The organism is Pseudodesulfovibrio mercurii, from assembly GCF_000189295.2.
In the GTDB taxonomy this organism is placed as follows: Bacteria; Desulfobacterota; Desulfovibrionia; order Desulfovibrionales; family Desulfovibrionaceae; genus Pseudodesulfovibrio; species Pseudodesulfovibrio mercurii.
This window is the reverse complement of record NC_016803.1, coordinates 715,298-740,897: the sequence shown is the minus strand read 5'-3', so window position 1 is coordinate 740,897 and position 25,600 is coordinate 715,298. Positions and strand designations below refer to the sequence as shown.

Sequence of the window (25,600 nt, the reverse complement as noted above, 5' to 3'; positions counted from 1 at the left end):
CCTTGTCAGGACCACGTGGCGTGGATCTTGTCCTTGATCTGGTTGAAAATCCGGATCGCTTCGTTGACCGCGGCCACGCTGCCCGTGGACGAGATGGTCGCCCCGGCGATGGCCGCGATGTCGCCGCCGTTCTTGGTCAGCTCCACGGACTTGGTGCTGTGGCCCCGGAACTGGTCGCGGTAGTCCGGCTCGGTCAGGCGCATGCCCAGGCCGGGCGTCTCCTTGAGGGTGGTCGTGCCGATGCCGACCAACTCGCTGCCGTCGGTGTTGAAGCCGACCATGATGCCCACCGGGCCGCCGAACCCCTTGCCGAAGGTCTCCAGCGCCACGCCCAGGAGCTTGCCGTCCTTCATGGCCGGGAACACGGTCACTGTCCCGGTCGGCAGGTCGAAGGTCTTGCGGTCCTTGATCGGGTTGTTGTCGTAGTTCGAGAAGATGTCCTTCAGGGCCGGGCCCTGCACGTAGGTCATGACCTGCTCCTCGATGCGCGCGGAGGTGGCGTGGCGCACCGAGGCCAGGGTCAGTCCGGACAGCCCGCAGATGAGCGACAGGACCAGGACCATCTTGATCATATCCTTCATCTATGCGCCCTCCCTGCCGTTTAGGAAGGAGTAGGGGCCGCCGAAGGGGCGGGGCCGGATGCGGTCCAGAAGCGGGGTGAACAGGTTGGCCAGGAGGATGGCGAAAGGCACGCCGTCGGGGTACGTGCCGTACACCCGGATGACGATGACCATGGCCCCGGCCATGAGCCCGAAGATCACGTCGGGCAGCCTGCCGATGGGGCTGGACGACGGGTCCGTGGCCAGGAAGAAGGCTCCGAAGACCGCGCCGCCCGCCAGCAGGTGGAACAGGGGCGGGGCGTAGGCCGCGGGGTCCATGAAGCGGTAGATCCAGGCCGTCAGCAGCAGTCCGCCGAGGAACCCGGCCGGGATCTCCCAGGAGATGTGCCCACGCAGCAGGAGGTAGGCGGCGCCCACCAGCAGGGCGCCCACGTGGACGGCCCCCAGGCCGCCGAGCTGGTTGCCCAGGAACAGGTCCTGGTAGTGGATGGAGGCGATGGACTCCACGCCGAAATACTTGAGCTGTTGCAGGGGCGCGGCCAGCTGGGAGGAGAGCATGGTCGCGTTGGTGTCCATCCAGCTCCCCCAGGAGATGCGGCACATGGCCCAGCCTACCAGGGGCGGGCAGAGCGGGCTGCCGCCCAGGCCGCCGAAAATCATCTTGCCCAGGGTGATGGAGGCGGACGACCCGATGGTCACCAGCCACCACGGGCTTGAGGCCGGGAGCAGGAAGGCGAAGAGCAGGCCGGTGACCGGGGCGCTGTAGTCGTCCACGGACTGTTCGCGTTTCATGATCCGGTTGAGCAGGGCCTCGGTGGTCACGGCCACGGCGCAGGACAGGGCCATGACCCTGAGCGCCCCCATGCCGAAGACGACCACGGCCATGAGGGCCGCGGGCAAGAGCGCGACGAGGGTGTCGATCATGTGGCGCCGGATGGTCCGTCCGCAGTGCACGTGGGGCGCGACGGCCACGGTCAGGATGGGATTCAGCGGCTTCAGCATTGCGAGTCTCCTGTCCGCTCCTTGAGTTCTTCGTCCGTGGGCCCGGTCGGGGCGTGGGCGCCGGCCAGCAGGGCCAGCTCGTACTTGGCCAGGCGGATGTATTGCAGCAGCGGGCGCCTTGCCGTGCACCAGTAGCCGCACAGGCCGCACTCCATGCAGGAGTGGATGTGGTAGGCCTCGGCCCGCTGGAACTGCTTGAATTCGGCGCATCGGCTGATCATGCCGGGCATGATCCGGGCCGGACAGTGGCGCTCGCATGCCCCGCAACCCAGGCAGAAGTTGTCCGTGGTCTCGAGGCTGGCGTCTTGGCGCATGAGGGTCAGGCCGCTGGTGTCCTTGTCCACGCCCTGTTCCAGGTTGACCGCGGCCAGGCCGCGCAGGGGGCCGCCCAGGACGGCGCGGTCGCCGGGCTGGAGCCGGGCCCCGGCCTCGACGGCCAGGAAGCCCACGGGCGTGCCCACGCGGACCAGCAGGTTTTGCCCGCCGATGGTCATGGGCGTCTCGGTCACGGGACGGCCCGTCTCCATGACCCGGCCCACGGCGTACAGGTCCTTGACCGACAGGATGGTGGCCTTGTCCGGCCGGGAGCCGGGCAGGACCTCCTCCTTGAGGACCGCCTTGAAGACCAGGGGGTCGAGCCCGTTGGGGTAGACCGGGGTGACGTGGACCACGGTGCAGTTGGCAAAGGCCGTGGATTGGTTGCCCTTGGCCGCCACCAGAAACATCCTGCCCGGCTCGACGACCTTCTGGACCGTGTCCAGGCCCAGTTGCAGGGTCTTGCGGTAGTCGCGCAGCAGGGGCTCGTAGACCGAGATGCCGGGCTCGGGCGGAACCGCGTTGATGATCAGGGTGGGGGCCTTGTACATCAGGCCCACGTCCACGCCCATGGATTTGAGCCAACGCCTGAGCGGCTCGCCGCCCTCGGCGCAGGGGGAGACGGGTTCGGTCCTGCCCCCGGCGTCCGCCTCGATGAGCATGGAGTGGGGCTCCAGTTCAAGGATGGTTCCGGCCAGGGGGGCGTGCAGGTCGCCCTTGTCCGGGCCGTTGCCTACGGCCACCCTGGCGCCCGCCAGGACCTGCTCGCCCACGGCCAGGACCGGGGTCATGCCCTCCATGGGAAGGCGCAGCATGTCGGGCCGGGAGGCCGTGGTCAAAGGCCCGGTCTCGCCGCACAGCAGGCTGAAGTTGAAATCGCTCATGGTGCTTCGGTCCCTTATTTCATATGGCATTGGTAGCAGGCGTCGTCGCTGAACGGGCCGCTGCCGTTCTTTTCGTGGCAGCCCCGGCACTGGTCGTGGTAGGCCGTCATGGTGGTGGGGATCAGCCTGTCCACGGTCCCGGTGTGGCAGTCGGCGCAGGCCTGGTAGTCCGTCTGGTCGGCCGGTTCGGCCTTGCGCTCGTGGCAGCGGGTGCAGCCCACGGCCCCTTCCTTGTAGAAGTCGTCGTGGCAGTCCGCGCACCGGGCGTGGGCCGCGTCGCGCAGGCTCGGCCGGGATTCGGCTCCGTCCTTGTGGCAGTTGGAGCAGGCCTGGGGTTCGGGCTCGATGTCCTTGCCGTGGTGGCAGGAGAGGCAGTCGCCGGAGGCGTAGTTCTCGGCGTGCTCGTCGTGGTTGAACCTGGCGATGGTCGCCCCGGCGTGGTGGCAGGCCCCGCACTGTTTTTCGTCCATGGCGTCCTGGTGCGCGACCTTGAAGTTCTCGTCGAACTTGGCCACGTGGCAGGTGGAGCAGGCGACCGGATCCCGGTCCGCGTCCGAGGTGTGGTGGCAGTCGACGCATCGGCCGTCCATGTCGCCGATGTGTTGCGCATGGTTCAGGATGACCTTGCCCCCCTTGTTCTCCAGGAGCACGCGCACGGGCGGTCCCTCGGAGCCGGCAGGGGCCAGATAGCCGCCTGCGGCGACAAGAAAGAGGATGCCGGTCACGATGGCGATGGGAAGATACCGTTTCTGCAATGGAGCGACCTCATGGGTTAGAGCGGAATACAAACTTGTAGCTGAAACCGTGGGGTTTAGTCCATACCCTAAAGGGGTTTTCGGGTTACGACGAGCGTCGTCCGGAAGAATCGGGATTATGCAGAATTTACTTTCGGCCAAGGAGGCCGAGGGCGAACATCAGACCAAACAGGGCCACTCCGGACCACCACAGGAAAACAGCCACTTCCGTGGTCACGAGCACGTATGCCGCCTTGGCGGCCACGTCCAGGGGGAGGTTCCCGGCCAGGGTCAGCAGGTCCATGCCGAGCAGTTTGCCGAGCACGGTCATGAGGGTTATGGAGGGCCAGGACCCGGTCACGGCCCAGGCCGCGCCCTGCCAGGCCAGGGTCATCAGGCATCCGATCCAGGCGATCATTCCGAGCGTTTTGAGCATGCAAGGCGTATATATAATTGCGGTCCGAAAGGCCATAGTTTACCGCAAGCATAGGGGGAGGTCGGCATGGACATCGCCGTGGGAGACAGCATCATTCTGGAGGTTTCCACCTTTGAGGACCGCTTCCTCGGGCTGGTCGCCGGGCTCGGCGAGGACGGCCGCCTGACGGTCTTCGCCGACGTGCCCGACGCGGTCGTCAAGCGCCTTGCCACCGACACCTTCGCCTTGGTCCGCTACGCCTACGACGGCAGGCTGCTCGGCTTTACCACCCGCGTCCTGCAAACCCTGGACACGCCGGGCACCCTGTTCGAACTGGCCGCCCCCCAGAGGGTCTTCGACGCCGAGGAGCGTTGCGAACCGCGCTGTTGCTGCACCTTCCCGGCCTTCGTGGCCAACGGGAAGGGGGCCGTCCGGGGGGTTCTGGAGGACATGTCCGACAGCTGCGCCCGCGTTCGTTTCGTGGACGACGGCCCGGACGGCTGCCCGGCGGAAAAGGGCGGGCGCGTGCGCCTGACCTTCCATCCCTTCGACATGGCCGGGGAGGGCATCGGCGTGGGCTGCACCGTGGTCAAGACCTTCATGCGGAACCACGCCCACTACGCGGTCCTGCGCTTCAACAACGACGAACCGGATGCCCGCAAGCGGATATCCGGTTTCATCGAGGCCCAGGTCTGCTGCCGCATCCCGGGAACCTAGCCGTTTCGGTCTAGGCTTCGAGCTTCTTGGCGTAGGTGGCGGCTTCGATGCCCGCCACGCAGCCCTCGCCCACGGCCTTGGCCATCTGGAGGGGCGGCCCGCAGATGTCGCCCGCGGCGTAGACGCCCTCCACGTTGGTGCGCTGCTTCTTGTCCGCCTCGATGTACTTCATGTTCTCGTCCAGCCGCACGCCGAGCATGGCGGTCAGCTCCAGCACGCCCTTGGCGCCCAGTTCGATGAACACGCCGCTGACGGCCTGGGTGGAGCCGTCGTCCAGGAGCACGGATTCGACCGCGTTCTCCCCCCGGATCTCCTGGATGGACACGCCCTCGTGGACGTGCACGCCGGTCTCGGCGAGTTGCCTGCGCAGTCCCTCGTTGACGTCCAGCTCCTGGCAATAGAGGTGCACCTCGCTGGCGAAGTGGGTCAGGGCCACGGCCCCGCCCGCGGCGGCGCTGCGGCACCCGGCCACGGCCACCACCTCGTTTCTGTAGAAGCCCGCGTCGCAGTCCACGCAGTAGCTCACGCCCTTGCCGAGCAGCGCCTTTTCGCCGGGCACGCCCAGCTTGTTGCGGCTGGACCCGGTGGCCAGAATGATGGTCTTGGCCCGGACCGCGTCGCCGGATTCGAGCTTGAGGGAGAAGAGCCTGCCGTCCGGCTCGATGGCCAGGACGTCCTCGTTGCGGAATTCGGTCCCGAAGCTCTCGGCCTGTTCGCGGCCCTTCTTCAGGATTTCCTCGCCGGATATCTTGATCTGGCAGCAGTAGTTCTCAACGTGGGCCCAGTACAGGCTGGAGTTGTCTATGCGGCCGAGCATGAGGGTTTTGGCCTTCCTGCGCGAGGCGTGGATGGCGGCCTGCAGGCCGCCGGGGCCGGAGCCGAGAATGACGACGTCGTAGAGTGTATCGGACATGAGGGGTCCTCCTGTGTTCGGATGAGAGTGCGTTACCGGAAATAATAAGCACTCGCCGGAGGATGTAAAGCGTCGTCCCCGGACGGGGTCGTCAGGACCGGACCGCGCCCCGGGCGCGCAGGTGGTCCATGACCTTGGCCTCCAGGGCCTCCACCTCGGGGGTCGAGGGCAGCATGCCGAAGGTCCGGGCCACCAGGCCGCGTTCGAGGAGCAGTCGGGCCGAGGTTGCGTAGGTCAGGGAGAAGAGCCAGCCGGTCATGAGCAGCAGGAAGTCCTTTTCGAAGCGCAGCAGGGAATAGTCGCAGGACCCGCCGGACAGGACCGCGTCCATGACGGCCGGGGTGTAGCGCGCTGGGTCTTCCTCGAGTTGCAGCAGGACCACCCGGTCCGGGGATCGAGGGCTGGCCAGGTAGTCCAGGATCACGGTGAAGATGTCGATCTTGTCCGCGTCGCGGGTGACGTTGACCATGGCGGCCAGAGGGTTGGTCAGGGCCGGGTTGAGGTCCTTCACGTTGTGCAGCCCCACGGCGGCCCGGATCAGGCGCCATTCCTCGGTCGTGAACCCGCCGGGCAGGTCCAGGCGGCGCAGGGTCAGCACGCCCATGCGCCCGTGGTTCACGGAGTCCGCATCCTTGAAGGTCCGGTAGCGGGTGAACTGCGGGAACCGGCCGATGTCGTGGTACAGGGCGGCCATGGCCGCCAGTTCCCCGGTGCGCCCGGTGATCCGCTCGTCCGCGACGATGGCCAGGCCGTTGTCCAGGACCCGCATGGTGTGGTCGAGCTTCAGGCGGATGTGGTAGTCGTTGTTCTCCTCGCCGGTGAGGTGGCTCTCGGCGAATTCCCGGACCAGTTGCGTGTGGGTGGCCAGCGACATGATCAATCCTCGAGGCGCTTCAGCCGGGCCTTGTATTCCATCTCGGAGATTTCGCCCTTGTCGAACTGCTCCTTGAGCTCGGCGCGCTCCCGTTCGGTCTCACGGCGGGCCTCCTCGTCGAGTTCCTTGTCGCGCAGGGGGCCGCCCGGTCCGAAGAGCAGGCGGAGGAAGAGCAGGATCACGCCCATGATCAGGGTGACGAAGAGCAGCCGGGCCAGGGCGGGCAGGATGTGTTCCCCGTACCCGGCGTTGAACGGCCAGGCGCGCCACTGCGGGCTGTCCAGGAAGTCGAAGAAGCCGCCGAGCAGGGCGGGGATGTGCGAAAGGTCCATGATCAGGTTTCCTCCGGGGCGGCGTGGTTCGCCGTGGCCCTGTTCCTACGTGGCAATCGCCTCCAGGGCAAGTCCCGGCCGTACGGGCGGGCGGCATGTGAAGGCGTTATATATTGCGTCCGAAGTCTGCCCGGCCCGTTGTCTTCCTTCCTGGAGTGGTGTACTTTTGTTTCCGATAAGGAGAATCAATGCGTATTCTTATAGTTGAAGACGAATTCACCAGCCGCAAGCTGTTGACCGCGCTGCTGTCCGATTTCGGCGAATGCGACACGGCCTCCGACGGCGTGGAGTGCGTGGACGCCTTCCGCCGGGCCATTGCCGAAGGTCGTCCCTACGATCTGGTCTGCATGGACATCATGATGCCCAACAAGGACGGCCACCAGGCCCTCAAGGACATCCGGGCCATGGAGCAGGAGGCGGGCGTTTCCGCCGCCGACGAGGCCAAGGTCATCATGATCACCGCCCTGAACGACCCAAAGACCGTGGTCCGGGCCTACTACAAGGGCGGGGCCGCGGCCTATCTGCCCAAACCCATCGAGGTGGAGAGCCTCTACGCCATCCTGCGCAACCTCGCGCTCATCGATTGATTGCCTGTCCGCCGACTTTGTTTTACGAAACACCCATGCACAACGTCATCCATGCAATCGCGGCCGGTGCGTCCGGCCGTTCGGCGCACCGCCGGGCACGTTGCCTGGGCAGGCTGCTGACCGCGTCCGTCCTGGTCCTGCTCACGGCCACCCCGGCCCTTGCCCAGGCCGCGGCCCCGAGCCGCACCGGCTCCATCCTGAACATCCTCCTGCTGGTGCTCATCGCCTATTTCCTGGTCCGCGCCTTCCGGCGTCGTTCCGGCGGCAATGACGACGACCGGACCCGGCCCGGTCGCTGGTCCCGGCCCGACTACCCGGACAAGCCCGGCGACGAGGACGGCTCCGGCGAGACCCGGCCCGACGTACGGTCCGACGACGGCACCGCCCAACGGCCCGAGGCCCGGACCATGGACCGCCACGAGGCGGCCCGCCGCACCTGGGACATGCTCGGTTCCAGGGAACCCGGCCAGCGGCCCGAGCCCACGACCCCCACGGGGACGCCCACGGGTTCGTCCCTGCGCGCCGACGGGTTCGACGAGGCCGAGTTCCTGGAAGGGGCCAAGGTCCTCTTTTCCCGCTTCCAGCAGGCCCGCGACAAGGAAGACTACGACGATCTCCGCGACTTTCTGTCCGACGGGGTCTACAGCGATGCCGTGGCCGCCGGGGAACGCCCCCGCACCGAGGTCATGCTCGTCTCGGCCCTGCTTACGGAGCTGCATTCGGACAACGGCCGCACCACGGCCTCCGTGCACTACGACGCGCAGTTGCGCGTGGGCGAGGAGGGCCGTCCGGTCCGATACCGCGCCGTCTGGGAGTTCGACCGCGACGACACCACGCCCGGCGGACTGTGGGTCCTGGAAAGGATCAATTCGATAGACCAATAAAACACGGCCTCTTCGAGAGGCCTTCGTATTCCGGAGGGAAGAATGGCGGATACCGTTTTCAACCTGGAACAGCCCATCGGTGCGCTCATCGACCTCGCCGTGCGGGAGTTCGGCGAGGTCGGGTTCGAGCCCGTGACCATCGGCGACCAGACCCTGGAGATCCTCCAGGTCAAACAGATGCCCAAGTATCTCGACAAGCTGGTGGACCGGACTCGGTCGGGCAAGAAGATTTCCCTGCCCCTGTGGGCCAAGGTCTGGCCCTCCTGCCTGGTCCTGGGCTACACCCTGACCCGGTTTCCGTTCACGCCCGGCTGCTCGGTCCTCGAAGTGGGCACGGGCTGCGCCGTGAACGGCATGGTCATGGCCAAGCTCGGCCACCACGTGACCGTCAGCGACGTGGAACCCTACGCCCTGCTGTTCAGCCGCATCAACGTGCTGAAGAACGGCCTGGACGGCCTGGTGGACATCCGGCGGGTGGACTTCACCAGGGACTCCCTGGGGTGCCGCTTCGACTACATCATCGGCTGCGAGGTCCTGTACGAGGAGGCTGTCTACGAGCCTCTGGCGGACTTCCTCGGCGCCCATCTGGCCGAGACCCCGTCCGCCGAGGTCTTCATGGCCATGGACCGCAAGCGGCAGGGCCGGAAGTTTTTCGACAAGGCGGCCGAAACCTTCGCCATGATGAAGTCGGCGGCCAACTACAAGGACAACGAGACCGGCGAGGAAAACGTCATCAACCTGTTCCGCATGAAGAGGAAGGCCGCGTGATCGAACTCGGAAACTGTCCCAAATCCTTCACCACGGACCAGGACAAGGCGTGCAGCCCGGTGGAGACCGTGGCCCGCGTCAAGGCCGCCCTGGCCGAAAAGTGCAGCGGCGTCCTGGCCCGGACCGACCGGGTGGACACCGGCCGTCTCGGCATCCCGGTGTTCGTCAGCGAGTGCGGCCCCGAGGCCCGCGAGGTCATGCCCACCCGCAAGCAGATGGGCAAGGGCGCGTCCCCGGAGCAGGCCGAGGCCTCGGCCCTCATGGAGCTGGTGGAGCGCTTCTCCTATTTCAGCTTCTGGGCCGACCCGGAGAATTTCACCGAACTGACCTGGTCCGAGGCCCAGGCCCGCTGGCCGGGCCGGGTCATGGACGTCGGCCAGGTGATCCGCTCGGTGGGCGAGAACATCGGGCCGGACAAGGCCGTCCGGCTCCTGGACCTGATCCGCTGGAGGTTCCACCCGGCCCTCAACGTGGCCGCCGGGCGGGAGGAGTACGTCCCCCTGGACTGGTTCAAGAAGCTCAACGAATTCAACGGCTCCTCCGCCGGGAACACCTTCGAGGAGTCCATCGCACAGGGGGCCTGCGAGCTGGTGGAGCGGCACGTCTGCGCGCTCATCGACCGCTCCCGGCAGGTCACCCCGACCATTGACCCGGCCACCTGCGGCGATCCGGTCCTGCGCCGTCTGCTCGATTGCTTCGCGCGCAACGGCGTGACCATAATTCTCAAGGACTTCAGCCTCGGCTATCCCGTGCCCACCGTGGCCGCCGTGGCCTGGGACCGCAAGACCTTCCCGGCCCTGAGCGAGATCGTCTTCACCGCCGGGACCGCGGCCTCGCCGGTCAAGGCGGCCATCCGCGCCGTGACCGAGGTGGCCCAACTGGCGGGCGACTTCGAGACCAGCCGCGTGTACGAGGCCTCGGGGCTGCCCAAGTTCACCGAACTCGATCAGATCGAGTGGCTGAAGCGGGGCGGCGTGGTCCCCCTCGATTCCCTGCCCACGGTGGAGGACGGGGACATATATAATGAATTGACCGCCCTGGCCCGAGGGCTGGCGGACAAGGGCGACACGCTCTACGCCGTGGACACCCGGCACCCGGAGCTGATGGTCACGGCCAACTATAACTTCGTGCCCGGCTTCGACTTCCGGGAGCGCACCCCGCACCGGTCCATTGGCCTGTTCGTGGGCCGCATCCTGGCCGAGGACGCGGACTTCGACGAGGCCCTGGAGGGGCTGGACGTGCTTGAGGAGATTTACCCCGGCGCGTACTTCCTTCCGTTCTTCCGGGGACTGCTGGCCCTGCGCATGGGCGATCCGCTTTACGCGGCGGCCTGCTTCGAGGAATCCGTGGACCTGCAACCGGCCGACGCCGAGCGCGGCCTGGCGGTCTTCTACCAGGCCTACGCCCTGTCCCAGATGGAGGCGTGGGAGGAGACCGTCGAACTTCTGGACCGGGCCGTGTCGCTGGACCGCGAGTGCCGGGAGTTCTTCAACCTGCGCGGCGTGGCCCACTTCAAGGGCGGCCGGTACGAGTTGGCCGCCGAGGACTTCAAGGCCTCGCTGGACATCGACAGCGGCTCGCCCCACGACCTGGCCAATCTCGGCCTGTGCCACAAGTTCCTGGGCAACCGGCAGGAGGCGGAGGATTACCTGCGGGCGGCCCTCGACATGGACCCGTCCTTGGAGTATGCTCGCGATCATCTGTCCGAACTCATGGAATCCTAGTTCGTTACGGGTGCCTTTTCGGACCGCTTTTTGTTCCATTGAATTGTGGCGAGTACTTGACAAGGTTGGGGAGGCGACGTAATGTCCCTCCACGGTTTTACACCGGTCTTTTGGATCGCAGCTAAGCAGCGGATCGCTGTTTAAATGGATAAGGTCGCTCCGGGAACCCTCGGAGCTACAGCAAGACAAACATCCACTTAGGAGGATACAATGGCTGTTGTTGAATTCCAGGGCTCTTCTTTCGAAGTTGACGAAGACGGCTTCCTGCAGAAATTTGAAGACTGGACCCCTGTTTGGGTCGAATACGTGAAGGAATCCGAGGGCATCAAGGAGATCTCCGAGGATCACCAGAAAGTCATCGACTTCCTGCAGGACTACTACAAGAAGAACGGTATCGCTCCGATGGTCCGTATCCTCTCCAAGGTCACCGGCTTCAAGCTGAAGCAGATCTACGAACTGTTCCCGTCCGGACCCGGCAAGGGAGCCTGTAAGATGGCCGGCCTGCCCAAGCCCACCGGCTGCGTCTAGTTCTCAACCGAACTCGACTGACAAAGGCGGGAGCTTCGGCCCCCGCCTTTTTTGCGCCTTTGGCGGCCGTGGGGCGGGGCGAGGGCGCAAGACCGCGAAAACCGGGAAAATCCCGGAAATTTTCCTTGCCAAGCGGTGGGGCAGTGCGTATAAGACCGAGTTCCACGCAAAAAGAATGACAGGAGATAGTCATGAAAAACGATATTCATCCCAAGACTTACAAGGCCAAGGTCCGCTGCCACTGCGGTTACGAGGCCGAGCTGCTGACCACCAAGGGTGAGGAGTTCGAGGTGGAAATCTGCGCCAACTGCCATCCGTTCTACACCGGCAAGCAGCGCTTCGTGGACACCGCCGGCCGCATCGACCGCTTCCGCAAGAAGTACGGCGATCTGAGCACCCTGGCCGCCAAGTCCAAGTAGCTTCGTTTTTTCGGCGCAAGCCGAGACCATATGCCTTCGGTGGGGTCGCGTACCCTTCGGAGGCATATTGTTTTATCCGGCGCTTTACAATCGACGGGGAATCCATGATTCTCCGTACACGGGACATGGCGCGGGCCGACCCGGGGACCGTTTCCTTTACCGGAGGGTATCTGCTTGAGACTGCGAGGAATTCTGACGATGGCCGCACCCCAGGCCGTGGGCGGCCAGGCGGTGATCGAGGGCGTGATGATGCGCGCCCGGGACAATCTCGCCATTGCCGTCCGCAAGGCGGACGGCGAGATCGTCACCGAGGTCCGTCCGTGGTTCACCATGGTCAGGCATCCCTTGCTCAAGAAACCCTTCCTGCGCGGCTTCCCGGTGCTCATGGAGACCATGGTCAACGGCATCAAGGCCCTCAATTATTCCGCCATGCAGGCCGCCGAGGACTCCGAGGAGGAGGGCGGCGAGCTGACCACGTGGCACCTGGTCCTGACCATGGTCGTGGCGTTGGGCGCGGCGCTCGGCCTGTTCGTGGTCGTGCCCCATTTCCTGTCCCTGGGCATGGAGCTGCTCGGCCTGGGCGGCGACGTGGACTCCCTGAGTTTCCACGCCTGGGACGGGCTGATCAAGATGATCGTCTTCGTCGGCTACATCCTGGCCATCTCGTACATCCCGGACATTCGCCGGGTCTTCCAGTACCACGGGGCCGAGCACAAGGTCATCTGGACCTGGGAGGAGGGCAAGGAGCTCTCCCCGGCGTCCAGCCGTTTCTACAGCCGCCTGCACCCGCGCTGCGGCACCGCCTTCCTGCTCTTCGTCCTGGCGGTGTCCATCGTGCTCTACGCCGTGCTCGTGCCATGGCTGTTGACCTTCTATTCGCCGGAACATTTCGCCGTCAAACACCTGTACATCGTCGGTATGAAGCTCTTTCTCATGATTCCGGTCAGTTGCGTGGCCTATGAGATGATCAAGTTCGCCGGGAAATACAGCCGGAACTGGCTGTGCAAGCTGTTGTGCTGGCCCGGTCTGATGATGCAGTTGCTGACCACCAAGGAACCCGACGACAGCCAGCTTGAGGTGGCCATCGCCGCCCTGCGCTGCGCCGTTAACGCCGAGGAGTGCTAGACCATGTTTGGCAAGCTTGAAGAGATTGAGGAAAAATACGTCCTTTTGGAGCAGGAACTGGCCGAGCCCGATATTTTCAACGATCAGGAACGGTACAAGAAGGTCTCCAAGGCCCATGCCGACCTGAGCGAGGTGGTCGAGGCCTTCCGTCGGTACAAGCAGCTTTCCCAGGAGCTGGACGACAACCGCGAGATGCTCAACGACGCCGACCCGGAGATCCGGGAGATGGCCAAGGCCGAGATCGACGACCTCGAGGGCGAACTGCCCGAGATCGAGGAACAGCTCAAGGTCCTGCTCCTGCCCAAGGACCCCATGGATGAGAAGAACATCATCCTCGAAATCCGCGCCGGTACCGGCGGCGACGAGGCGGCCCTGTTCGCGGCCGACCTGTACCGCATGTACACCCGCTACGCCGAGATCAACCACTGGAAGGTCGAGGAGATGAGCGCCAACCACACCGGTTCCGGCGGTTACAAGGAAGTCATCGCCTCCATCTCCGGCGACAAGGTCTACAGCAAGCTCAAGTACGAGTCCGGCACCCACCGCGTGCAACGCGTCCCGGCCACCGAGTCCCAGGGCCGCATCCACACCTCGGCCGTGACCGTGGCCATCATGCCCGAGGCCGAGGAGGTGGATATCGATCTCCGCCCCGAGGACCTGCGCGTGGACGTGTTCCGCTCCTCGGGTCCCGGCGGCCAGTCGGTCAACACCACGGACTCGGCCATCCGCGTGACCCACATCCCCTCGGGCATGATCGTCATCTGCCAGGACGAGAAGTCCCAGCACAAGAACAAGGCCAAGGCCCTCAAGGTCCTGCGCTCCCGTCTGCTCCAGATCGAGCAGGACAAGGCCAAGGCGGAGCAGGAGGCCAACCGTCGCAGCCAGGTGGGCTCCGGCGACCGGTCCGAGCGCATCCGCACCTACAACTATCCCCAGGGCCGCGTGTCCGATCACCGCATCAACCTGACCCTGCACCAGCTTCCCCAGATCATGGAGGGTGAATTGCAGGATCTGACCGACGCCCTGATCAGCTACTTCCAGGCCGAAGCCCTCAAGCGGCAGGGCGACTAGCCGCCCCCGAGGAGCCCCTGTGCCCCGCAATATTCAGGACGTGCTGAAACGGTGCGAGTCCCGCCTGTCCGGCGTGGACTCGCCTCGTTTGAGCGCCGAACTCCTGGCCGCCCACGCCCTGGGCTGCTCGCGCCCGGCCTTGAACCTGGACCGGGGCAGGGTCCTGACCGACGAGGAACTGGCCGCCGTGGAAACCCTGGTCGCGCGCCGCGAGGCGGGCGAACCCGTGGCCTACATCCTGGGCAACCGGGAGTTCTACGGCCTCGACTTCGCGGTCTCGCCCGCCGTGCTCATCCCCCGGCCCGAGACCGAACACATCGTCGAGGCCGTGGAGGAGCGCTTTTCCAAGGACCAGCCCTTCCGTTTCGCCGACCTCGGCACCGGCTCCGGCATCCTGGCCGTGACCATCGCCGTGCTCTTTCCCCAGGCCAGGGGCGTGGCCGTGGACATCAGCCCTGATGCCCTGGATGTGGCCCGCGCCAATGCCCGGACCCACAACGTGGCGGACCGGCTGGACTTTCTTCAGGCGGATTTCACTAGCCAAACCCCGGAAGGACCGTACGACCTGGTCGTCTCCAACCCGCCGTACGTCACCGAGGCCGAATTCGAGGCGGCCAGCCGAGAGGTCACCGGCTTCGAGCCCACCGGCGCGCTGGTCAGCGGCCCGGACGGCCTGGACCACATCCGGGCCATGCTCCCCCGCGTGGCCGACATGCTCCGGCCTGGCGGCTGGATGTTCATGGAAATCGGCTGGGAACAGGGGTGCGCGGTAATGAATATCCTTGCTGGCGAATATCCATCATTCGAAGCGGTTGGGGTGCGAAAGGACCTCGCCGGGCTGGATCGCGTGGTCTGTGCGCGGCGAAACTAATCGTACAAATGCAACACCTTCAGCCGTACCTTGTGGTAAAAAAACAAAGAGTTGCTTGAATGCAACACGTGTTTGGATCGTTTGCTTGACTAAAAATCAATACAAAACGTGTAGTTATAGCTTTTCGTCTTTATGGCATTGTTCTTGCTTATGGATGATCGGTTAATCAACCGGAGGAATAATGTCTCAGACGACTATACATAGATCAGTACGTTGCACCGGAATCGGACTCCACAGCGGCAAGCAGGTGGAAATGGTCCTTCGGCCCGCAGCGGAAGATACCGGCATCCTGTTCTCCCTGCGGAACGGGTCCGGTTCCACGTTCCTGACCCCCGCCCCGTCCCTGGTCGTGGAGACCAGCCTGGCCACGGTGCTGGGGGACGGCCGCGAGACCGTGGCCACCGTCGAACACCTGCTCGCCACCATCAACGGCATGGGCATCGACAACATCCACATCGAGGTCTCGGGCAAGGAAGTGCCCATCATGGACGGCAGCGCCGCCTCCTTCGTCTACCTGCTCAAGCAGGCGGGCGTGCGCAAGCTGAACAAGCCCCGCAAGGTCATGGCCGTCAAGAAGGCCATGGAGTTCGAACAGGACGGCAAGTACATCAAGGCCCGCCCGTACGACGGCCTGCGCCTGGACTACACCATCGAGTTCGCGCATCCGCTCATCGGCCGCCAGCACATGTCCCTGGAGATCACGCCCGAGAACTTCGCCCAGCATCTCGCCAAGGCGCGTACCTTCGGTTTCCTGAAGGAAGTCGATTACCTGCACGCCAACGGCCTGGCCCTGGGCGGGTCCCTGGACAACGCGGTCGTCCTGGACGAGTACAACATCCTCAATGCCGAGGGACTGCGCTTCGACGACGAGTTCGTGCGCCACAAGATGCTCGACTTCGTCGGCGACATCGCCACCTTCGGCGCGCGGCTCCAGGGTCACTTCGAGGTCTTCGCCTCGGGACACGCCCTGAACAACGCCTTCCTGCGGCACCTGGACGAGAACCGCGACCTCTACCTTGAGGAAAAGGTCGAATCCGTCCCCGCCATGGAAAAGGCCCCGGCCCGCGAACAGCTCCGCCCTGCCCCGGCCGTCGCTTAGGCGATCCAATCACGCATCACGCAAAAGCCCGCCACCCGGCGGGCTTTTTTTTGGGCCTCGCCGGCCGGGCGCCTCCGGCGGCCAGGGCGCTGCCCTGGACCCGCCAGAGAAACTTTTGAAAAAGGTTCTCTGGACTCTCCAAAACTTTTTGGCGCCGCTTCGCGGTAACCGTGCGGAAGCACTTTTCGTGCCTCGTTCTGGTTCAATGTCCTATCCACTTAGTACAAGAACACGCCTCCCTGCGCCCCACACCGCTCAGCGGCGGTAAAAAGCTTTGGAAAAGGATGGGGATGGGGGGCCGGGGGCGTCTTACTTCTTCAACAGCAATTCGGCGAGGAGGCCGCTGTGTTGGGTGCGGGGGAGTTTGGTCACGCCGAGGAGTTGGATTTGGAACGGGGCCTGGGGGTGTTTGCGGGTATCGAGGTAGCGGGCCAGGGTGTCGGCGTGTTCGGGGTGTTGCAGTTGCACGCGGCAGGACAGGGCGTCGGCCTTGTGGAGGAACTGGACGCGGGTCAGGCCCATGCGCGGATGGTCGAATTCGACCACGGTTTCGGTCAGGCCGGTCCCGGTGTCGGCGGTGCGCACGATGGTCGTCTGGCGCAGGGCGGCGGGCGCGAGCCAGGGCTGGTAGGCGAGGGTGACCCTGGCCGAGGTGTGCAGGATCGCGGACAGGGCGTCGGCGCAGTTGGCCGCGTCCTGGTAGGCGGCGTGGAGCGGCGGTGTGGCGGCCAGCAGGGCCAGGAAATCGGGCAGGGGCAGGGGACGGCCGAAGCGGTCGGCCTGGCGGAGCGCGGTCCGGAAGCGGTTTTCGAACAGGGTGCGGGCGGAGTCGAAGTCGCCGATGCGGGACAGGGTGGTGGCGGTTTGGCCGTGGGGAGCGCCGCCGGACAGTTCCTTGAGCACGATGCGCGGCGCGAGCTGCTGGATAAGGAAGAGCAGGCGACTGCCCTCGGGGTGAACGGTTTCAAGCTGGGCCAGGAGCCGTTCACCGTCGATGTCCACCCAGGCCATTGCGTCCGGGAGATTCTTGAGCAACACGCCCCGGACCTTCTGGCCGGGCCGGTGACGGTTGCGGAACCGGTCGGACCGGCTGCCGCCGAAGGACGAGCCGCCGGAGCCTGAACCCGAGATGCGCACGGCGACACCTAGGCCTGGTCGATGATCAGTTCGACTTCCTCCAGCCCGAGGCCGGTGGACTTGGCGAGCTGCATCGCGGTCTTGCCGGAGCGGTGCCCCTGGATAATGATTTCACGCATGAATTGCGGGGACTTGGCGTATTCGTTGGCGAGCTTGACCAGCTTTCTGAGTTCGGCGGCCTTGTTTTCGAGCTGGGTGTTCAGGGCGACCAGCTCCTGCTGGCGCTGTTCGAAGGTGGCCACCAGTTCGTTTTCCAGCTGGGTGTTGAACTGTAACCGTTTGATGAACTCCTCCTGCTTGGCGTGCAGGCCGGAGAGCAGGGTCTCGGACTTGCGCAGGCGGAGGAAGAAGACGATGACCACGCCGAGCAGGACGACCTCGCTGAGGGTGAACAGGATGATGAGCAGGTTGGACATGGCTGGGTTGCCCCCTCAAGGGGTCATATCTTGACGTTGACGATGTTGCCGGACCAGGGTGAGCCGTCCGAGGCCCCGGTGTCCGGGTCCTCCTCTTCTGGTTCGCGTCCCCGGCGTTCCGGGGCGGCCTCCTGCTGCCGGTCGTTGTGGCCGTCGCGGTCCACGGGATCGGTGGCGGCGTTCTTCTGGACCTGTTGGACCGTGCCCTCGCGCTTGCGGAGCTGTTCCTGGATCAGCGGGCCGAAGAGTTGCTGGTTGATCTCGGGCGTGGCCTTTTCCGCATGGGCGATCTTCTGCACGAAGGGCAGCTGGGAAATGAGTATGGGCAGGTCCAACGGCGTGGTGCTCATGGATCACCTCACAAGATATTGTTCGAACATCAGCGTGTCGAACTGGCCGAACCCCATGTACTGGTTGATGATGACCAGCAGTTCCTTTTTCAGTTTCTCGCTGTTTTCCTTATCGGACAGAAATTCGAGATCCTTATTCTTGAGATAGTAGTACAGGGCGTTGCGCACGGCATACGTCTCCTGCTTGAACTGCCGGGCCAGTCCCTCGTCCTCGGTGGACAGGAGGATGCTGACCTCGAGGAAGCGTATCTTGCCCGCCTCGTCCACTTGCTCGATGAGGAACGGGTCGAGCTTGACGATGATCTGCGGCGTCTCCGGGGCCTCGGGTTCCGGTTGCGGGATGGCCGTCTCCTCGACGGGCGGCGGGGGCGGAGGCGGCGTTTCGGGTTCGCGCAGCAGGAGGATGACGATGACGGCCAGCAGGACCAGGATGACGCCCAGTCCCATGAGCACGAACTTGTTCTTGAGCAGGGCGACCAGCCCGAGCCTGGGCTTGCCGCCGTCCTCGGTCAGGAGCGGGGTCTCGACCGGGACTTCCTCGATCTCCTCGTCCTCGTCCTCGTCTTCGAGGAACGGGGCGTCGTCGAGGTCGAGATCGACCTTCTGGGTGGCCCGGCTCGCCGCGGCATCGTCCAACTCCGCTTTCCGCTGCGCGGGAGCGTCGGTTACATCATCGGCATCATCCGGGACGAGCAGGACCATGGCACACGCCTATCGGGCAGAGGTCGCCTAGCCGAAGATTTTTTCGATCTTCTGGCCCAGGGTTTCGGGGGTGAACGGCTTGACGATGTAGTTGGACACCTTGGCCTGCACGGCCTCGATGATGTTCTCCTGCTGAGCCTCGGCCGTGACCATCAGGAAGGGGATGTCCGAGTACTCCTCGCTGGCGCGCACCTTGCGGAGCAGTTCGATGCCGGACATGGTCGGCATGTTCCAGTCGGAGACGATGAAGTCGATGTTGTCCTTGTTGAGCACTTCCCAGGCGGTGGAGCCGTCATCGGCCTCGACGATGTTGTTGAAACCCAGCTGGCGCAGGATGTTCTTGATGATTTTACGCATGGTGGAGAAATCGTCTACAACCAGGACGCGCATGTTGGTGTTGTAAGCCATCGAAAGTCTCCTTTACGTGGATGCTACTCGTTTTCGTAACGAGCTCTGAACGTTTTTCTCAATTTATTCAATGCTTGGGAGTGGAGTTGCGAGACGCGGCCCTCGGTTATGTCCATAACCTCCGCAGTCTCCTTCATGTTCAGCTCCTCTCCGTAATACAGAGATATGACCAATTTTTCTCTTGGCGTCAATTCTTCAATGAGATTGGCTACTTTGTCAACAATCTCCTGGAAGGCGGCCGACTGGAACGGTTCGTTGTCGGTCATTTTTTTCTGGCCGACGAGGTTCTCCTGGAAGGAGTCCAGGCTGAGGCAGACCTGGTTGTTCAGGGCTTCGAGTCCCTGCTGGACCTCCCGGTCCGACATGCCGGTGTGGGCGCAGAGCTGTTCCGTGGTGGCCGGGGAGCCGGTCTCGTGCTCGATCTGGCGCATGGAGTCCTCGAGCACCTTGACCTTCTGCCGGAGCCCCCGGGAGAACCAGTCCATGCGCCGCAGCTCGTCGAGCATGGCCCCCTTGATGCGGTTCTCCGAGTAGGTGTCGAACTTGATCCCCAGCTCCGGGTTGAACTTTCCCAAGGCATCGAGAAGACCGAGGCTGCCCGCGCTGATGAGCTCGTTGAGCTCCACGCTCTGGGGCAGCTTGGCCTTGAGCCGCAGCGCCAGGATCCGGATTTTGGGCGCGTAGTAGCGGACGATGTTTTCCCGGTCCCTCGGCGAAAAATCGTCCCAATGCCTGACGCCCTGTTCCAGCTCAAGCCACGGATCGTTCCTGGAAGAGGAGCTTTTTCCAGAAGAATTTAATATTGTCATCGGTGTTGGGGGTTACCTGCCAGTTTTTGACCTTCTGGGCCGTCTGCCGGACAGCGACGCTGGCCGGGGTCTTGGGAAATTTGTGGCAGAACGGGGTCTGGGCGATGACCGCGTTGCGCACGTTCTGGTCGTAGGGCACGAAGCCGACCAGGTCCAGCGAGATGCCGTCCAGGAAGTGGTCGCAGGCGTTCAGGAGCTTGAGGTAGACCTCGCGGGCCATGTTCACGTCCTTGACCATGTTCACCAGCACGCGGAACTTCTCCACCCCGTGGTGCAGCTTGAGGACCTTTATCAGGGCGTAGGCGTCGGTCAGGGAAGTGGGCTCCGGGGTGATGATCAGCAGTCGTTCCTGCACGGCCAGGTTGAAGTAGAGCACGTTGTCGTTGATGCCCGCGCCCGTGTCCACGATGAGGTAGTCCACGTTGTCCTCCAGGGAGTCCATGGCATCCAGGAGTTCGAGCTTCTGGCCCTTGTCCAGGTTGACCATGTCGCTCACGCCCGACGAGGCCGGGAGGATGCGGAAGCCGTAGGGGGTGTCGAAGAGGATCTTGTCCAGGGTCATGTCCTCGTGGAACAGGTGGAAGAGATTGTGTTTGGGCGTGACCCCGAGAATGACGTCCACGTTGGCCAGCCCCAGGTCCGCGTCGAGCAGGACCACGTTCTTGCCCGCGGCGCTGAGGGAATAGGCCAGGTTGACCGACATGTTGGTCTTGCCGACCCCTCCCTTGCCGGAAGTGACGGAGAGGACCAGGGGAAGATTCGAGCTCATGACGGGTGACGCGCTCCTTAGGGTTGGGTTGTGCCGTCGGGCAGCCTGCGCATGAACATGAGTCGCCAGATCATCTCTTCCGTGGCCGGGCTGATGCTGTTCTTCAGGCCGGGGCCGTAGGACAGGGCCGAGACCGGCAGTCCGCCGGCGAAAGCCATGTTCAATATTGCCCCGAATGTACAGGCTTCATCGAGTTTCGTCCAGATAACGCTGGCTAGTTGTTCACTTTTGTATTTGTCCACGAAACGCTCGAACTGGCCCTTGCTGTAGTAGGGATTCAGGACCAGGTGAATGGACAGGTCCGGGCATTCGTGCAGGCCGTAGAGGCGCGACCATTCCTCCAGGGTGGTCCTCCCGGACAGGCCGGGCAGGTCGATGAGGATCATGTCGAATTGCCGGGCCTCGTCGCGGAGCAGGGCGAAGTCGTCCTTGGTGATGATCTCGCGGAAGGCCAGGCCGCTCAGTTCGGCGTAGTGCTTGAGGATCAGGCGGCCCTTGCCCCGGCCGCCGTCGGCCGTGGCCAGGCACAGGCGCATGCCCGGCTGCTCCTTCTTCATGCGCAGGGCGAGGCGCACCAGGCTGGAGGTCTTTCCGGCCCCGCCGGGCCCGGCAAAGGCGTGGAAGCGGTTGGTCCAGGTCCCGGCCCGGAACGGCGTGGCCTTGAGCAGCGGGTCCAGGGCTCCCATGACCGGCAGGTCGCGGGTTTCGCGCATGGTGCAGTAGACGTGGGTCAGGACCCGTTCGTCCACCTCCTCGCGCTCCAGGTATTCCAGCGCGATGCGCTGCTTGGACGAGAGCCGGGTCGGGTCCATCTGCGGCTTCATCAGGGCCAGAATCTGGCCCTTGATCTGGCTCCATTCGCGCTGCCAGCCCACCGAGTCGCGCAGGGCGGCGTCCACCACGCCGTCCCTGGTGTCGCGCTGCGGGCGGCGCGGCTGCGGATCGCTCTCCACCGCGGCCACGATCTCGCAGCACTTGCAGCCGTTCTCGGTGACGGTCTTGTTGGACAGGATCACGGCCTCGTCGCCGAGTTCGGATCGGACCTTGGCGAAGGCGGCCGTGGACGTGGCGGCCCGGTAAGTCTTCATTCTCATAATCTGGTCCTAGAGTTCGACGGTTGCGACCGACTGAATTTTGACGTCCGCCGGGATTTCGGCCTGGGAGATGACCGGCAGGGTCGGGATGAACCGGGTCAGCAGCTGGGCCAGCTGCGAGCGCAGTTGCGGTGTGACCAACAGGATGGGCTGGCCGTCGGCCACCATGGCGTCCTCCGTCGAGCGGTTGATGGCCTGGATGATCCTCTGGGCCATGCCCGGCTCCAGGGCCAGGTAGCCGCCCTGTTCGGCCGGGCGCATGGCGTTGTTCAGAATCTCGTCGATCTGCGGGTTCAGGGTGATGATCGGCAGCACCCCGTTGTCGCCGAGATACGGCTTGACGATGGTCCGGCCCATGCGGGCGCGGACGTATTCCGTGAGCTGTGTCGGGTCCTGGGTTGCCGGGGCGTAGTCGGCCAGGGTCTCCACGATGGTCAGCAGGTCGCGGATGGAGACGTTCTCCTGGACCAGGGCCTGGAGGACTTTCTGCACGCCGCCCACGCTGAGCACGGCGGGCACCAGGGATTCCACGGCCTTGGGCGCGCGCTTGGACAGGTTGTTGAGCAGCTCCTGGGTCTCCTGGCGGCCGAGGAACTCGTGCAGGTTGCGCCGGAAGACCTCGGTCAGGTGGGTGGCGATGACCGTGGACGGATCGACCACGGTGTAACCCGCCAGCATGGCCTCCTCCTTCTGGGCCTCGGGAATCCACACGGCCGGGAGGTTGAAGGCGGGCTCCACGGTCTCCACACCCTCGATGCGGTGCTTGGCGTCGCCCGGGTCCATGGCCAGGTAGTGGTCGATGAGCAGCTCCGCGCTGGCAACCGGGTTGCCCTTGATGAGCACGCGGTACTCGCCGGGCTTGAGCTGGAGGTTGTCGCGCAGGTGCAGGGAGGGTACGACCACGCCCATGTCCAGGGCGAACTGGCGGCGGATGGAGCGGATGCGCGAGAGCAGGTTGCCGCTCTGTTCCTCGTCCACCAGGGGGATGAGCCCGTAGCCCACCTCCAGTTCCAGCTGGTCGAGCGGCAGCAGGGCCTGGACCTCCTCCGGGGTGTCCAGGGTGGCGGGCTGCTTCTGCTCCTTGGCCTCCTGGGCCACGGTGAAGCTGCGCCGCTGCTTGGCCGAGATATGGCCCACGCCGAAGACGATGGCGGCCAGAGTCAGGAACGGGATGGTCGGCATGCCGGGAACGATGCCGAAGATGACCAGGATGCCGGACACCAGCTTGAGCGCCCGGTGATGATAGGACAGCTGGCCGATGAATTCCTCGCCCATCTTGGCCTCGGCGGCCGCGCGGGAGACGATGATGCCCGCCGAGGTGGAGATGATCAGGGACGGGATGGTGGCCACCAGGCCGTCGCCGATGGTCAGCAGGGTGTAGGTATGGGCCGCGTCCATCCACTCCATGTTTTTCTGCAGCACGCCGATGAGGAAGCCGCCGATGATGTTGATGGCCGTGATCATCAGGCCGGCCTTGACGTCTCCGGACACGAACTTGCCTGCGCCGTCCATGGCCCCGTAGAAGTCGGCCTCGCGGCGCAGGTCCTCGCGCTTCTTGGTGGCCTGCTCCTCGTCGATGAGCCCGGCGTTGAGGTCCGCCTCGATGGCCATCTGCTTGCCCGGCATGGCGTCCAGGGTGAAGCGGGCGGCCACCTCGGCGATGCGGGTGGTGCCGGTGACGATGACGGTCTTGTTCAGGATGAACAGGATCATGAAGATGACGATGCCGATGACGTAGTTGCCGCCGACCACGAACTCGCCGAAGCTCTGGATGACCGAGCCCGCGGCCGAGGTGCCCTCGTCGCCGTGCAGCAGGATGGCGCGGGTGGTGGCCACGTTCAGGGCCAGGCGCAGCAGGGTGGTGACCAGCAGGAGCGACGGGAAGATGGAAAATTCCAGCGGCGAGGTCATGAACATGGAGGTCACCAGGATGACCAGACCCAGCGAGATGGAGACCGAGAGCATGAAGTCGATGAACGGCGTCGGCAGGGGGATGAGCATCACGAAGAGGATGACCACCACGCCTCCGGCCAGGAGGATGTCGCCCTGCTTGGCGAACTTGCTGTAGTCGATTTTCGGGATGGCGGTCTTGGCGGAAGGCTGGGCCATGTTTTTGACACCTCTCGGATGGTTCGTCTGTGGATTCCGGGGAGGGTGTCAGGCCTCGCAACTAGCGGCGTCGCTTGAATTTCTCCAGCTTCGCCAGAATTGCGGCCACGGCCTGGAACAGTTCCTCCGGGATGGTTTCTCCGATCTCCACCTGTTTATACAAAGCCTGTGCCAAGGGTCGGTTTTCCTCGATGGGGATGGAGTTCTCGCGCGCAACTTCCTTGATTCGTTCGGCAACCTTGTTCACACCCTTGGCCAGGACCAGGGGCGCGGGGGCCTTCAGCGGGTCGTACTGCAGGGCCACGGCGTAGTGGGTCGGGTTGGTGATGACCACGTCCGCCTTGGGGATGTCCTGGAACATGCGCGAGGCCATGACCTCCATCATCTTCTGGCGCTGCTTCTGCTTGATCTTGGGGTCGCCCTCGGCCTGCTTGCGCTCGTCCTTGATCTCGTCCTTGGTCATCTTGATCTGCTCCTCGTAGTTCCAGCGCTCGTAGACCAGGTCGGCCACGGCGATGAGCAGCATGGGGATGAGGGCGTAGCAGACCATCCTGTAGCCCACGGTGACGATGAAGGCGAGGATTCCCTGGACGTTGGAGTGGAACAAGGGGAGCAGGTTGGGCAGCTCCTGCCGGATGACGATATACGGGGCGATGGCCACGGCCATGGCCTGGAGCAGGCTCTTGCCCAGTTTGAGCAGGGCGTCCGGGCTGAGCATGAGCTTCTTGATGCCGCTCATGATGTTGAACAGCTTGCCGAACTTCGGCTCCAGGGGCTTGGTGGTCCACAGGGAGCCCACCTGCAACCGCAGGGACAGGAAGGCCACCAGGGCCAGGACCAGCATGAACGGCACCACCAGCAGGGCCATCTTCTTGAGGCCCCAGGCGAACAGGGCGTAGGCCATGGGCTTGTCCACCTGGAAGTTGATGGCCTCAAGGAAGGTCCAGCGGTAGATCTCGGTGAACTGGTCGCTGTAGAAGCCGATCATGAAGCGCAGGGTCAGGACTCCGGCCAGCAGGGTCATGACCTTGGGTATCTCCTGGCCCTTGGCGACGTTGCCCTCCTCGCGCTGCTTGTCGCGCCGCTTCTGGGTGGCCCTTTCGGTTTTACTCGGATCTTCCTGGCCGATCATGGACGCCGTCCCCTATTGCAGGCCGGACATGCCGAAGCGCATGACGTTCTCGTACATGTTGTTCAGGCCGGTCAGGTAGTCGCCCACGTACTGGGCCATGATGGAGAAGATGAAGCCCAGGAAGAAGAAGCCCACGGTGATCTTGATGGGAAAGCCGAGGATGAGCACATGCATCTGGGGCGCGGCCCGCGAGATGAGCGCCAGGGAGAGGTCCACCAGGAACAGGGCGGCCATGACCGGGGCCGCGATCTTGATGGCCAGGGTGAACATCAGGTTGGAGAAGTGGAAGATGTCGTTGGCCAGTTCCGGCTGGAGCAGCAGGGTGCCCGGCGGGATGTACTGGAAGCTCATGCCCACGGCCTTGAGCAGATAGAGGTGGCCGTTGAGGACCAGGAAGGTCAGCATGGTGCACATGTACAGGAAATGGGCCGAGACCGCGTTGCTCGTGCCGGTGATGGGATCGACCACGTTGACCATGGCGAAGCCCATCTGGAAACCGATGATCTGGCCGCCCAGCTGGACCGCCGCGAACAGAAAATTGACGAGCATGCCGAGGATCAGGCCGAGCACCAGTTCGCCGAGGAACATGATGGCGATGTTCCAGCCCGTGGGCATCAGGGAGCCGGGGAAGGAAAGCTGCGGCCAGAGCGCCATGGACAGGACCAGGACCAGGGCGGCCTTGACCACCTTGGGGATGGATTGCCCGCCGAAAAAGGGCAGCAGAAAGAGCACGACGCTGATGCGGAACAGCGTCAGGAAATAGCTGAGCAGGTCGCTCGGTTGGAATCCGAAAAGCTCCATTATCGCGTCATTGCAAAACCCGAACCAATCGGGGCGTCGGACCGTGCCGCC

General features: G+C 64.3%; 30 protein-coding genes. 11 read left to right on the top strand and 19 right to left on the bottom strand.

From position 1 onward, the window contains the following. Window positions 1–5: 5 nt before the first annotated feature. The 5 genes from rnfG to DND132_RS03485 all read right to left on the bottom strand — a co-directional run bounded on the left by rnfG (window position 6) and on the right by DND132_RS03485 (window position 3,931). Window positions 6–581: an RnfABCDGE type electron transport complex subunit G gene (rnfG, locus tag DND132_RS03505; protein ID WP_014321330.1), complete on the bottom strand. Its 576-nt coding sequence runs from the start codon at window positions 579–581 to the stop codon at window positions 6–8. After that, window positions 582–1,562, bottom strand: coding sequence for an RnfABCDGE type electron transport complex subunit D (locus DND132_RS03500; RefSeq protein WP_014321329.1), 981 nt, complete (start codon window positions 1,560–1,562; stop codon window positions 582–584). It lies immediately after the preceding gene. After that, the gene (locus DND132_RS03495) at window positions 1,556–2,761 is read right to left on the bottom strand and encodes an electron transporter RnfC (RefSeq protein WP_014321328.1); all 1,206 of its coding nucleotides are present in this window, start codon (window positions 2,759–2,761) and stop codon (window positions 1,556–1,558) included. Before DND132_RS03495 ends, DND132_RS03500 begins: the two co-directional genes overlap by 7 nt. A gap of 14 nt (window positions 2,762–2,775) precedes the next feature. Beyond that, window positions 2,776–3,516 (bottom strand): cytochrome c3 family protein, encoded by a 741-nt coding sequence (locus DND132_RS03490; RefSeq protein ID WP_014321327.1) that lies wholly within the window; start codon window positions 3,514–3,516, stop codon window positions 2,776–2,778. Window positions 3,517–3,643: 127 nt separating this feature from the next. Continuing rightward, entirely contained in the window at window positions 3,644–3,931 is a 288-nt protein-coding gene (locus tag DND132_RS03485; RefSeq protein ID WP_014321326.1) for a hypothetical protein, read from the bottom strand. Window positions 3,932–3,997: 66 nt separating this feature from the next. Between DND132_RS03485 and DND132_RS03480 the strand changes: the two genes are divergently transcribed. Continuing rightward, on the top strand, window positions 3,998–4,627 hold the full coding sequence (locus DND132_RS03480; RefSeq protein ID WP_014321325.1) for a PilZ domain-containing protein: 630 nt from the start codon (window positions 3,998–4,000) through the stop codon (window positions 4,625–4,627). A gap of 10 nt (window positions 4,628–4,637) precedes the next feature. On the opposite strand, the gene DND132_RS03475 is transcribed toward DND132_RS03480, so the two are convergent. From DND132_RS03475 to DND132_RS03465, 3 genes are all read right to left on the bottom strand, one after another. Then, window positions 4,638–5,540 carry an NAD(P)/FAD-dependent oxidoreductase gene (locus DND132_RS03475; RefSeq protein WP_014321324.1) on the bottom strand — a complete coding sequence of 301 codons (903 nt, stop codon included), beginning with the start codon at window positions 5,538–5,540 and terminating at the stop codon, window positions 4,638–4,640. Between the two features lie 91 nt (window positions 5,541–5,631). Next, window positions 5,632–6,414, bottom strand: a complete 783-nt coding sequence (locus DND132_RS03470; protein ID WP_014321323.1) for an HD domain-containing protein — start codon at window positions 6,412–6,414, stop codon at window positions 5,632–5,634. A gap of 2 nt (window positions 6,415–6,416) precedes the next feature. After that, the gene (locus DND132_RS03465; RefSeq protein WP_014321322.1) at window positions 6,417–6,746 is read right to left on the bottom strand and encodes an SHOCT domain-containing protein; all 330 of its coding nucleotides are present in this window, start codon (window positions 6,744–6,746) and stop codon (window positions 6,417–6,419) included. 188 nt (window positions 6,747–6,934) lie between these two features. On the opposite strand from DND132_RS03465, the gene DND132_RS03460 reads away from it, so the two are divergent. The 10 genes from DND132_RS03460 to lpxC all read left to right on the top strand — a co-directional run bounded on the left by DND132_RS03460 (window position 6,935) and on the right by lpxC (window position 15,822). After that, window positions 6,935–7,333: a response regulator gene (locus DND132_RS03460; protein ID WP_014321321.1), complete on the top strand. Its 399-nt coding sequence runs from the start codon at window positions 6,935–6,937 to the stop codon at window positions 7,331–7,333. 35 nt (window positions 7,334–7,368) lie between these two features. Then, on the top strand, window positions 7,369–8,217 hold the full coding sequence (locus DND132_RS17505; RefSeq protein ID WP_014321320.1) for a TIM44-like domain-containing protein: 849 nt from the start codon (window positions 7,369–7,371) through the stop codon (window positions 8,215–8,217). A gap of 42 nt (window positions 8,218–8,259) precedes the next feature. Further along, on the top strand, window positions 8,260–8,985 hold the full coding sequence (locus tag DND132_RS03450; RefSeq protein ID WP_014321319.1) for a class I SAM-dependent methyltransferase: 726 nt from the start codon (window positions 8,260–8,262) through the stop codon (window positions 8,983–8,985). After that, on the top strand, window positions 8,982–10,709 hold the full coding sequence (locus DND132_RS03445; RefSeq protein WP_014321318.1) for a YcaO-like family protein: 1,728 nt from the start codon (window positions 8,982–8,984) through the stop codon (window positions 10,707–10,709). The genes DND132_RS03450 and DND132_RS03445 overlap by 4 nt, the downstream gene beginning before the upstream one ends. Before the next feature lie 210 nt (window positions 10,710–10,919). Continuing rightward, window positions 10,920–11,237, top strand: a complete 318-nt coding sequence (locus DND132_RS03440) for a TusE/DsrC/DsvC family sulfur relay protein (protein ID WP_014321317.1) — start codon at window positions 10,920–10,922, stop codon at window positions 11,235–11,237. Window positions 11,238–11,428: 191 nt separating this feature from the next. Then, entirely contained in the window at window positions 11,429–11,656 is a 228-nt protein-coding gene (gene rpmE / locus DND132_RS03435) for a 50S ribosomal protein L31 (RefSeq protein WP_014321316.1), read from the top strand. Between the two features lie 198 nt (window positions 11,657–11,854). Then, window positions 11,855–12,781 carry a DUF1385 domain-containing protein gene (locus DND132_RS03430; RefSeq protein WP_014321315.1) on the top strand — a complete coding sequence of 309 codons (927 nt, stop codon included), beginning with the start codon at window positions 11,855–11,857 and terminating at the stop codon, window positions 12,779–12,781. 3 nt (window positions 12,782–12,784) lie between these two features. Further along, window positions 12,785–13,852 carry a peptide chain release factor 1 gene (gene prfA, locus DND132_RS03425; RefSeq protein WP_014321314.1) on the top strand — a complete coding sequence of 356 codons (1,068 nt, stop codon included), beginning with the start codon at window positions 12,785–12,787 and terminating at the stop codon, window positions 13,850–13,852. A 19-nt stretch (window positions 13,853–13,871) separates the two neighbouring features. Continuing rightward, window positions 13,872–14,723, top strand: coding sequence for a peptide chain release factor N(5)-glutamine methyltransferase (gene prmC / locus DND132_RS03420; RefSeq protein WP_014321313.1), 852 nt, complete (start codon window positions 13,872–13,874; stop codon window positions 14,721–14,723). Window positions 14,724–14,904: 181 nt separating this feature from the next. Beyond that, window positions 14,905–15,822 carry a UDP-3-O-acyl-N-acetylglucosamine deacetylase gene (lpxC, locus tag DND132_RS03415; protein WP_014321312.1) on the top strand — a complete coding sequence of 306 codons (918 nt, stop codon included), beginning with the start codon at window positions 14,905–14,907 and terminating at the stop codon, window positions 15,820–15,822. A gap of 309 nt (window positions 15,823–16,131) precedes the next feature. On the opposite strand, the gene DND132_RS03410 is transcribed toward lpxC, so the two are convergent. From DND132_RS03410 to fliR, 11 genes are all read right to left on the bottom strand, one after another. Then, complete coding sequence (locus DND132_RS03410) at window positions 16,132–16,959, bottom strand: hypothetical protein (protein WP_014321311.1); 828 nt, start codon at window positions 16,957–16,959, stop codon at window positions 16,132–16,134. 8 nt (window positions 16,960–16,967) lie between these two features. Further along, window positions 16,968–17,375 (bottom strand): hypothetical protein, encoded by a 408-nt coding sequence (locus DND132_RS03405; protein ID WP_014321310.1) that lies wholly within the window; start codon window positions 17,373–17,375, stop codon window positions 16,968–16,970. A gap of 23 nt (window positions 17,376–17,398) precedes the next feature. Continuing rightward, entirely contained in the window at window positions 17,399–17,725 is a 327-nt protein-coding gene (locus DND132_RS03400; RefSeq protein ID WP_014321309.1) for a hypothetical protein, read from the bottom strand. A 3-nt stretch (window positions 17,726–17,728) separates the two neighbouring features. After that, entirely contained in the window at window positions 17,729–18,361 is a 633-nt protein-coding gene (locus DND132_RS03395; RefSeq protein WP_238528318.1) for a flagellar basal body-associated FliL family protein, read from the bottom strand. Window positions 18,362–18,454: 93 nt separating this feature from the next. Further along, entirely contained in the window at window positions 18,455–18,835 is a 381-nt protein-coding gene (locus tag DND132_RS03390) for a chemotaxis response regulator CheY (protein WP_014321307.1), read from the bottom strand. 23 nt (window positions 18,836–18,858) lie between these two features. Then, on the bottom strand, window positions 18,859–19,644 hold the full coding sequence (locus tag DND132_RS03385; RefSeq protein ID WP_014321306.1) for a FliA/WhiG family RNA polymerase sigma factor: 786 nt from the start codon (window positions 19,642–19,644) through the stop codon (window positions 18,859–18,861). Continuing rightward, window positions 19,586–20,413 carry a MinD/ParA family protein gene (locus DND132_RS03380; protein ID WP_014321305.1) on the bottom strand — a complete coding sequence of 276 codons (828 nt, stop codon included), beginning with the start codon at window positions 20,411–20,413 and terminating at the stop codon, window positions 19,586–19,588. The genes DND132_RS03385 and DND132_RS03380 overlap by 59 nt, the downstream gene beginning before the upstream one ends. Before the next feature lie 17 nt (window positions 20,414–20,430). After that, on the bottom strand, window positions 20,431–21,507 hold the full coding sequence (locus tag DND132_RS03375; RefSeq protein WP_014321304.1) for a flagellar biosynthesis protein FlhF: 1,077 nt from the start codon (window positions 21,505–21,507) through the stop codon (window positions 20,431–20,433). Window positions 21,508–21,516: 9 nt separating this feature from the next. Then, window positions 21,517–23,616 carry a flagellar biosynthesis protein FlhA gene (gene flhA, locus DND132_RS03370; RefSeq protein ID WP_014321303.1) on the bottom strand — a complete coding sequence of 700 codons (2,100 nt, stop codon included), beginning with the start codon at window positions 23,614–23,616 and terminating at the stop codon, window positions 21,517–21,519. A 61-nt stretch (window positions 23,617–23,677) separates the two neighbouring features. Next, complete coding sequence (flhB, locus tag DND132_RS03365; RefSeq protein WP_014321302.1) at window positions 23,678–24,748, bottom strand: flagellar biosynthesis protein FlhB; 1,071 nt, start codon at window positions 24,746–24,748, stop codon at window positions 23,678–23,680. A gap of 12 nt (window positions 24,749–24,760) precedes the next feature. Further along, entirely contained in the window at window positions 24,761–25,549 is a 789-nt protein-coding gene (gene fliR, locus DND132_RS03360; RefSeq protein WP_014321301.1) for a flagellar biosynthetic protein FliR, read from the bottom strand. Window positions 25,550–25,600: the final 51 nt, after the last annotated feature.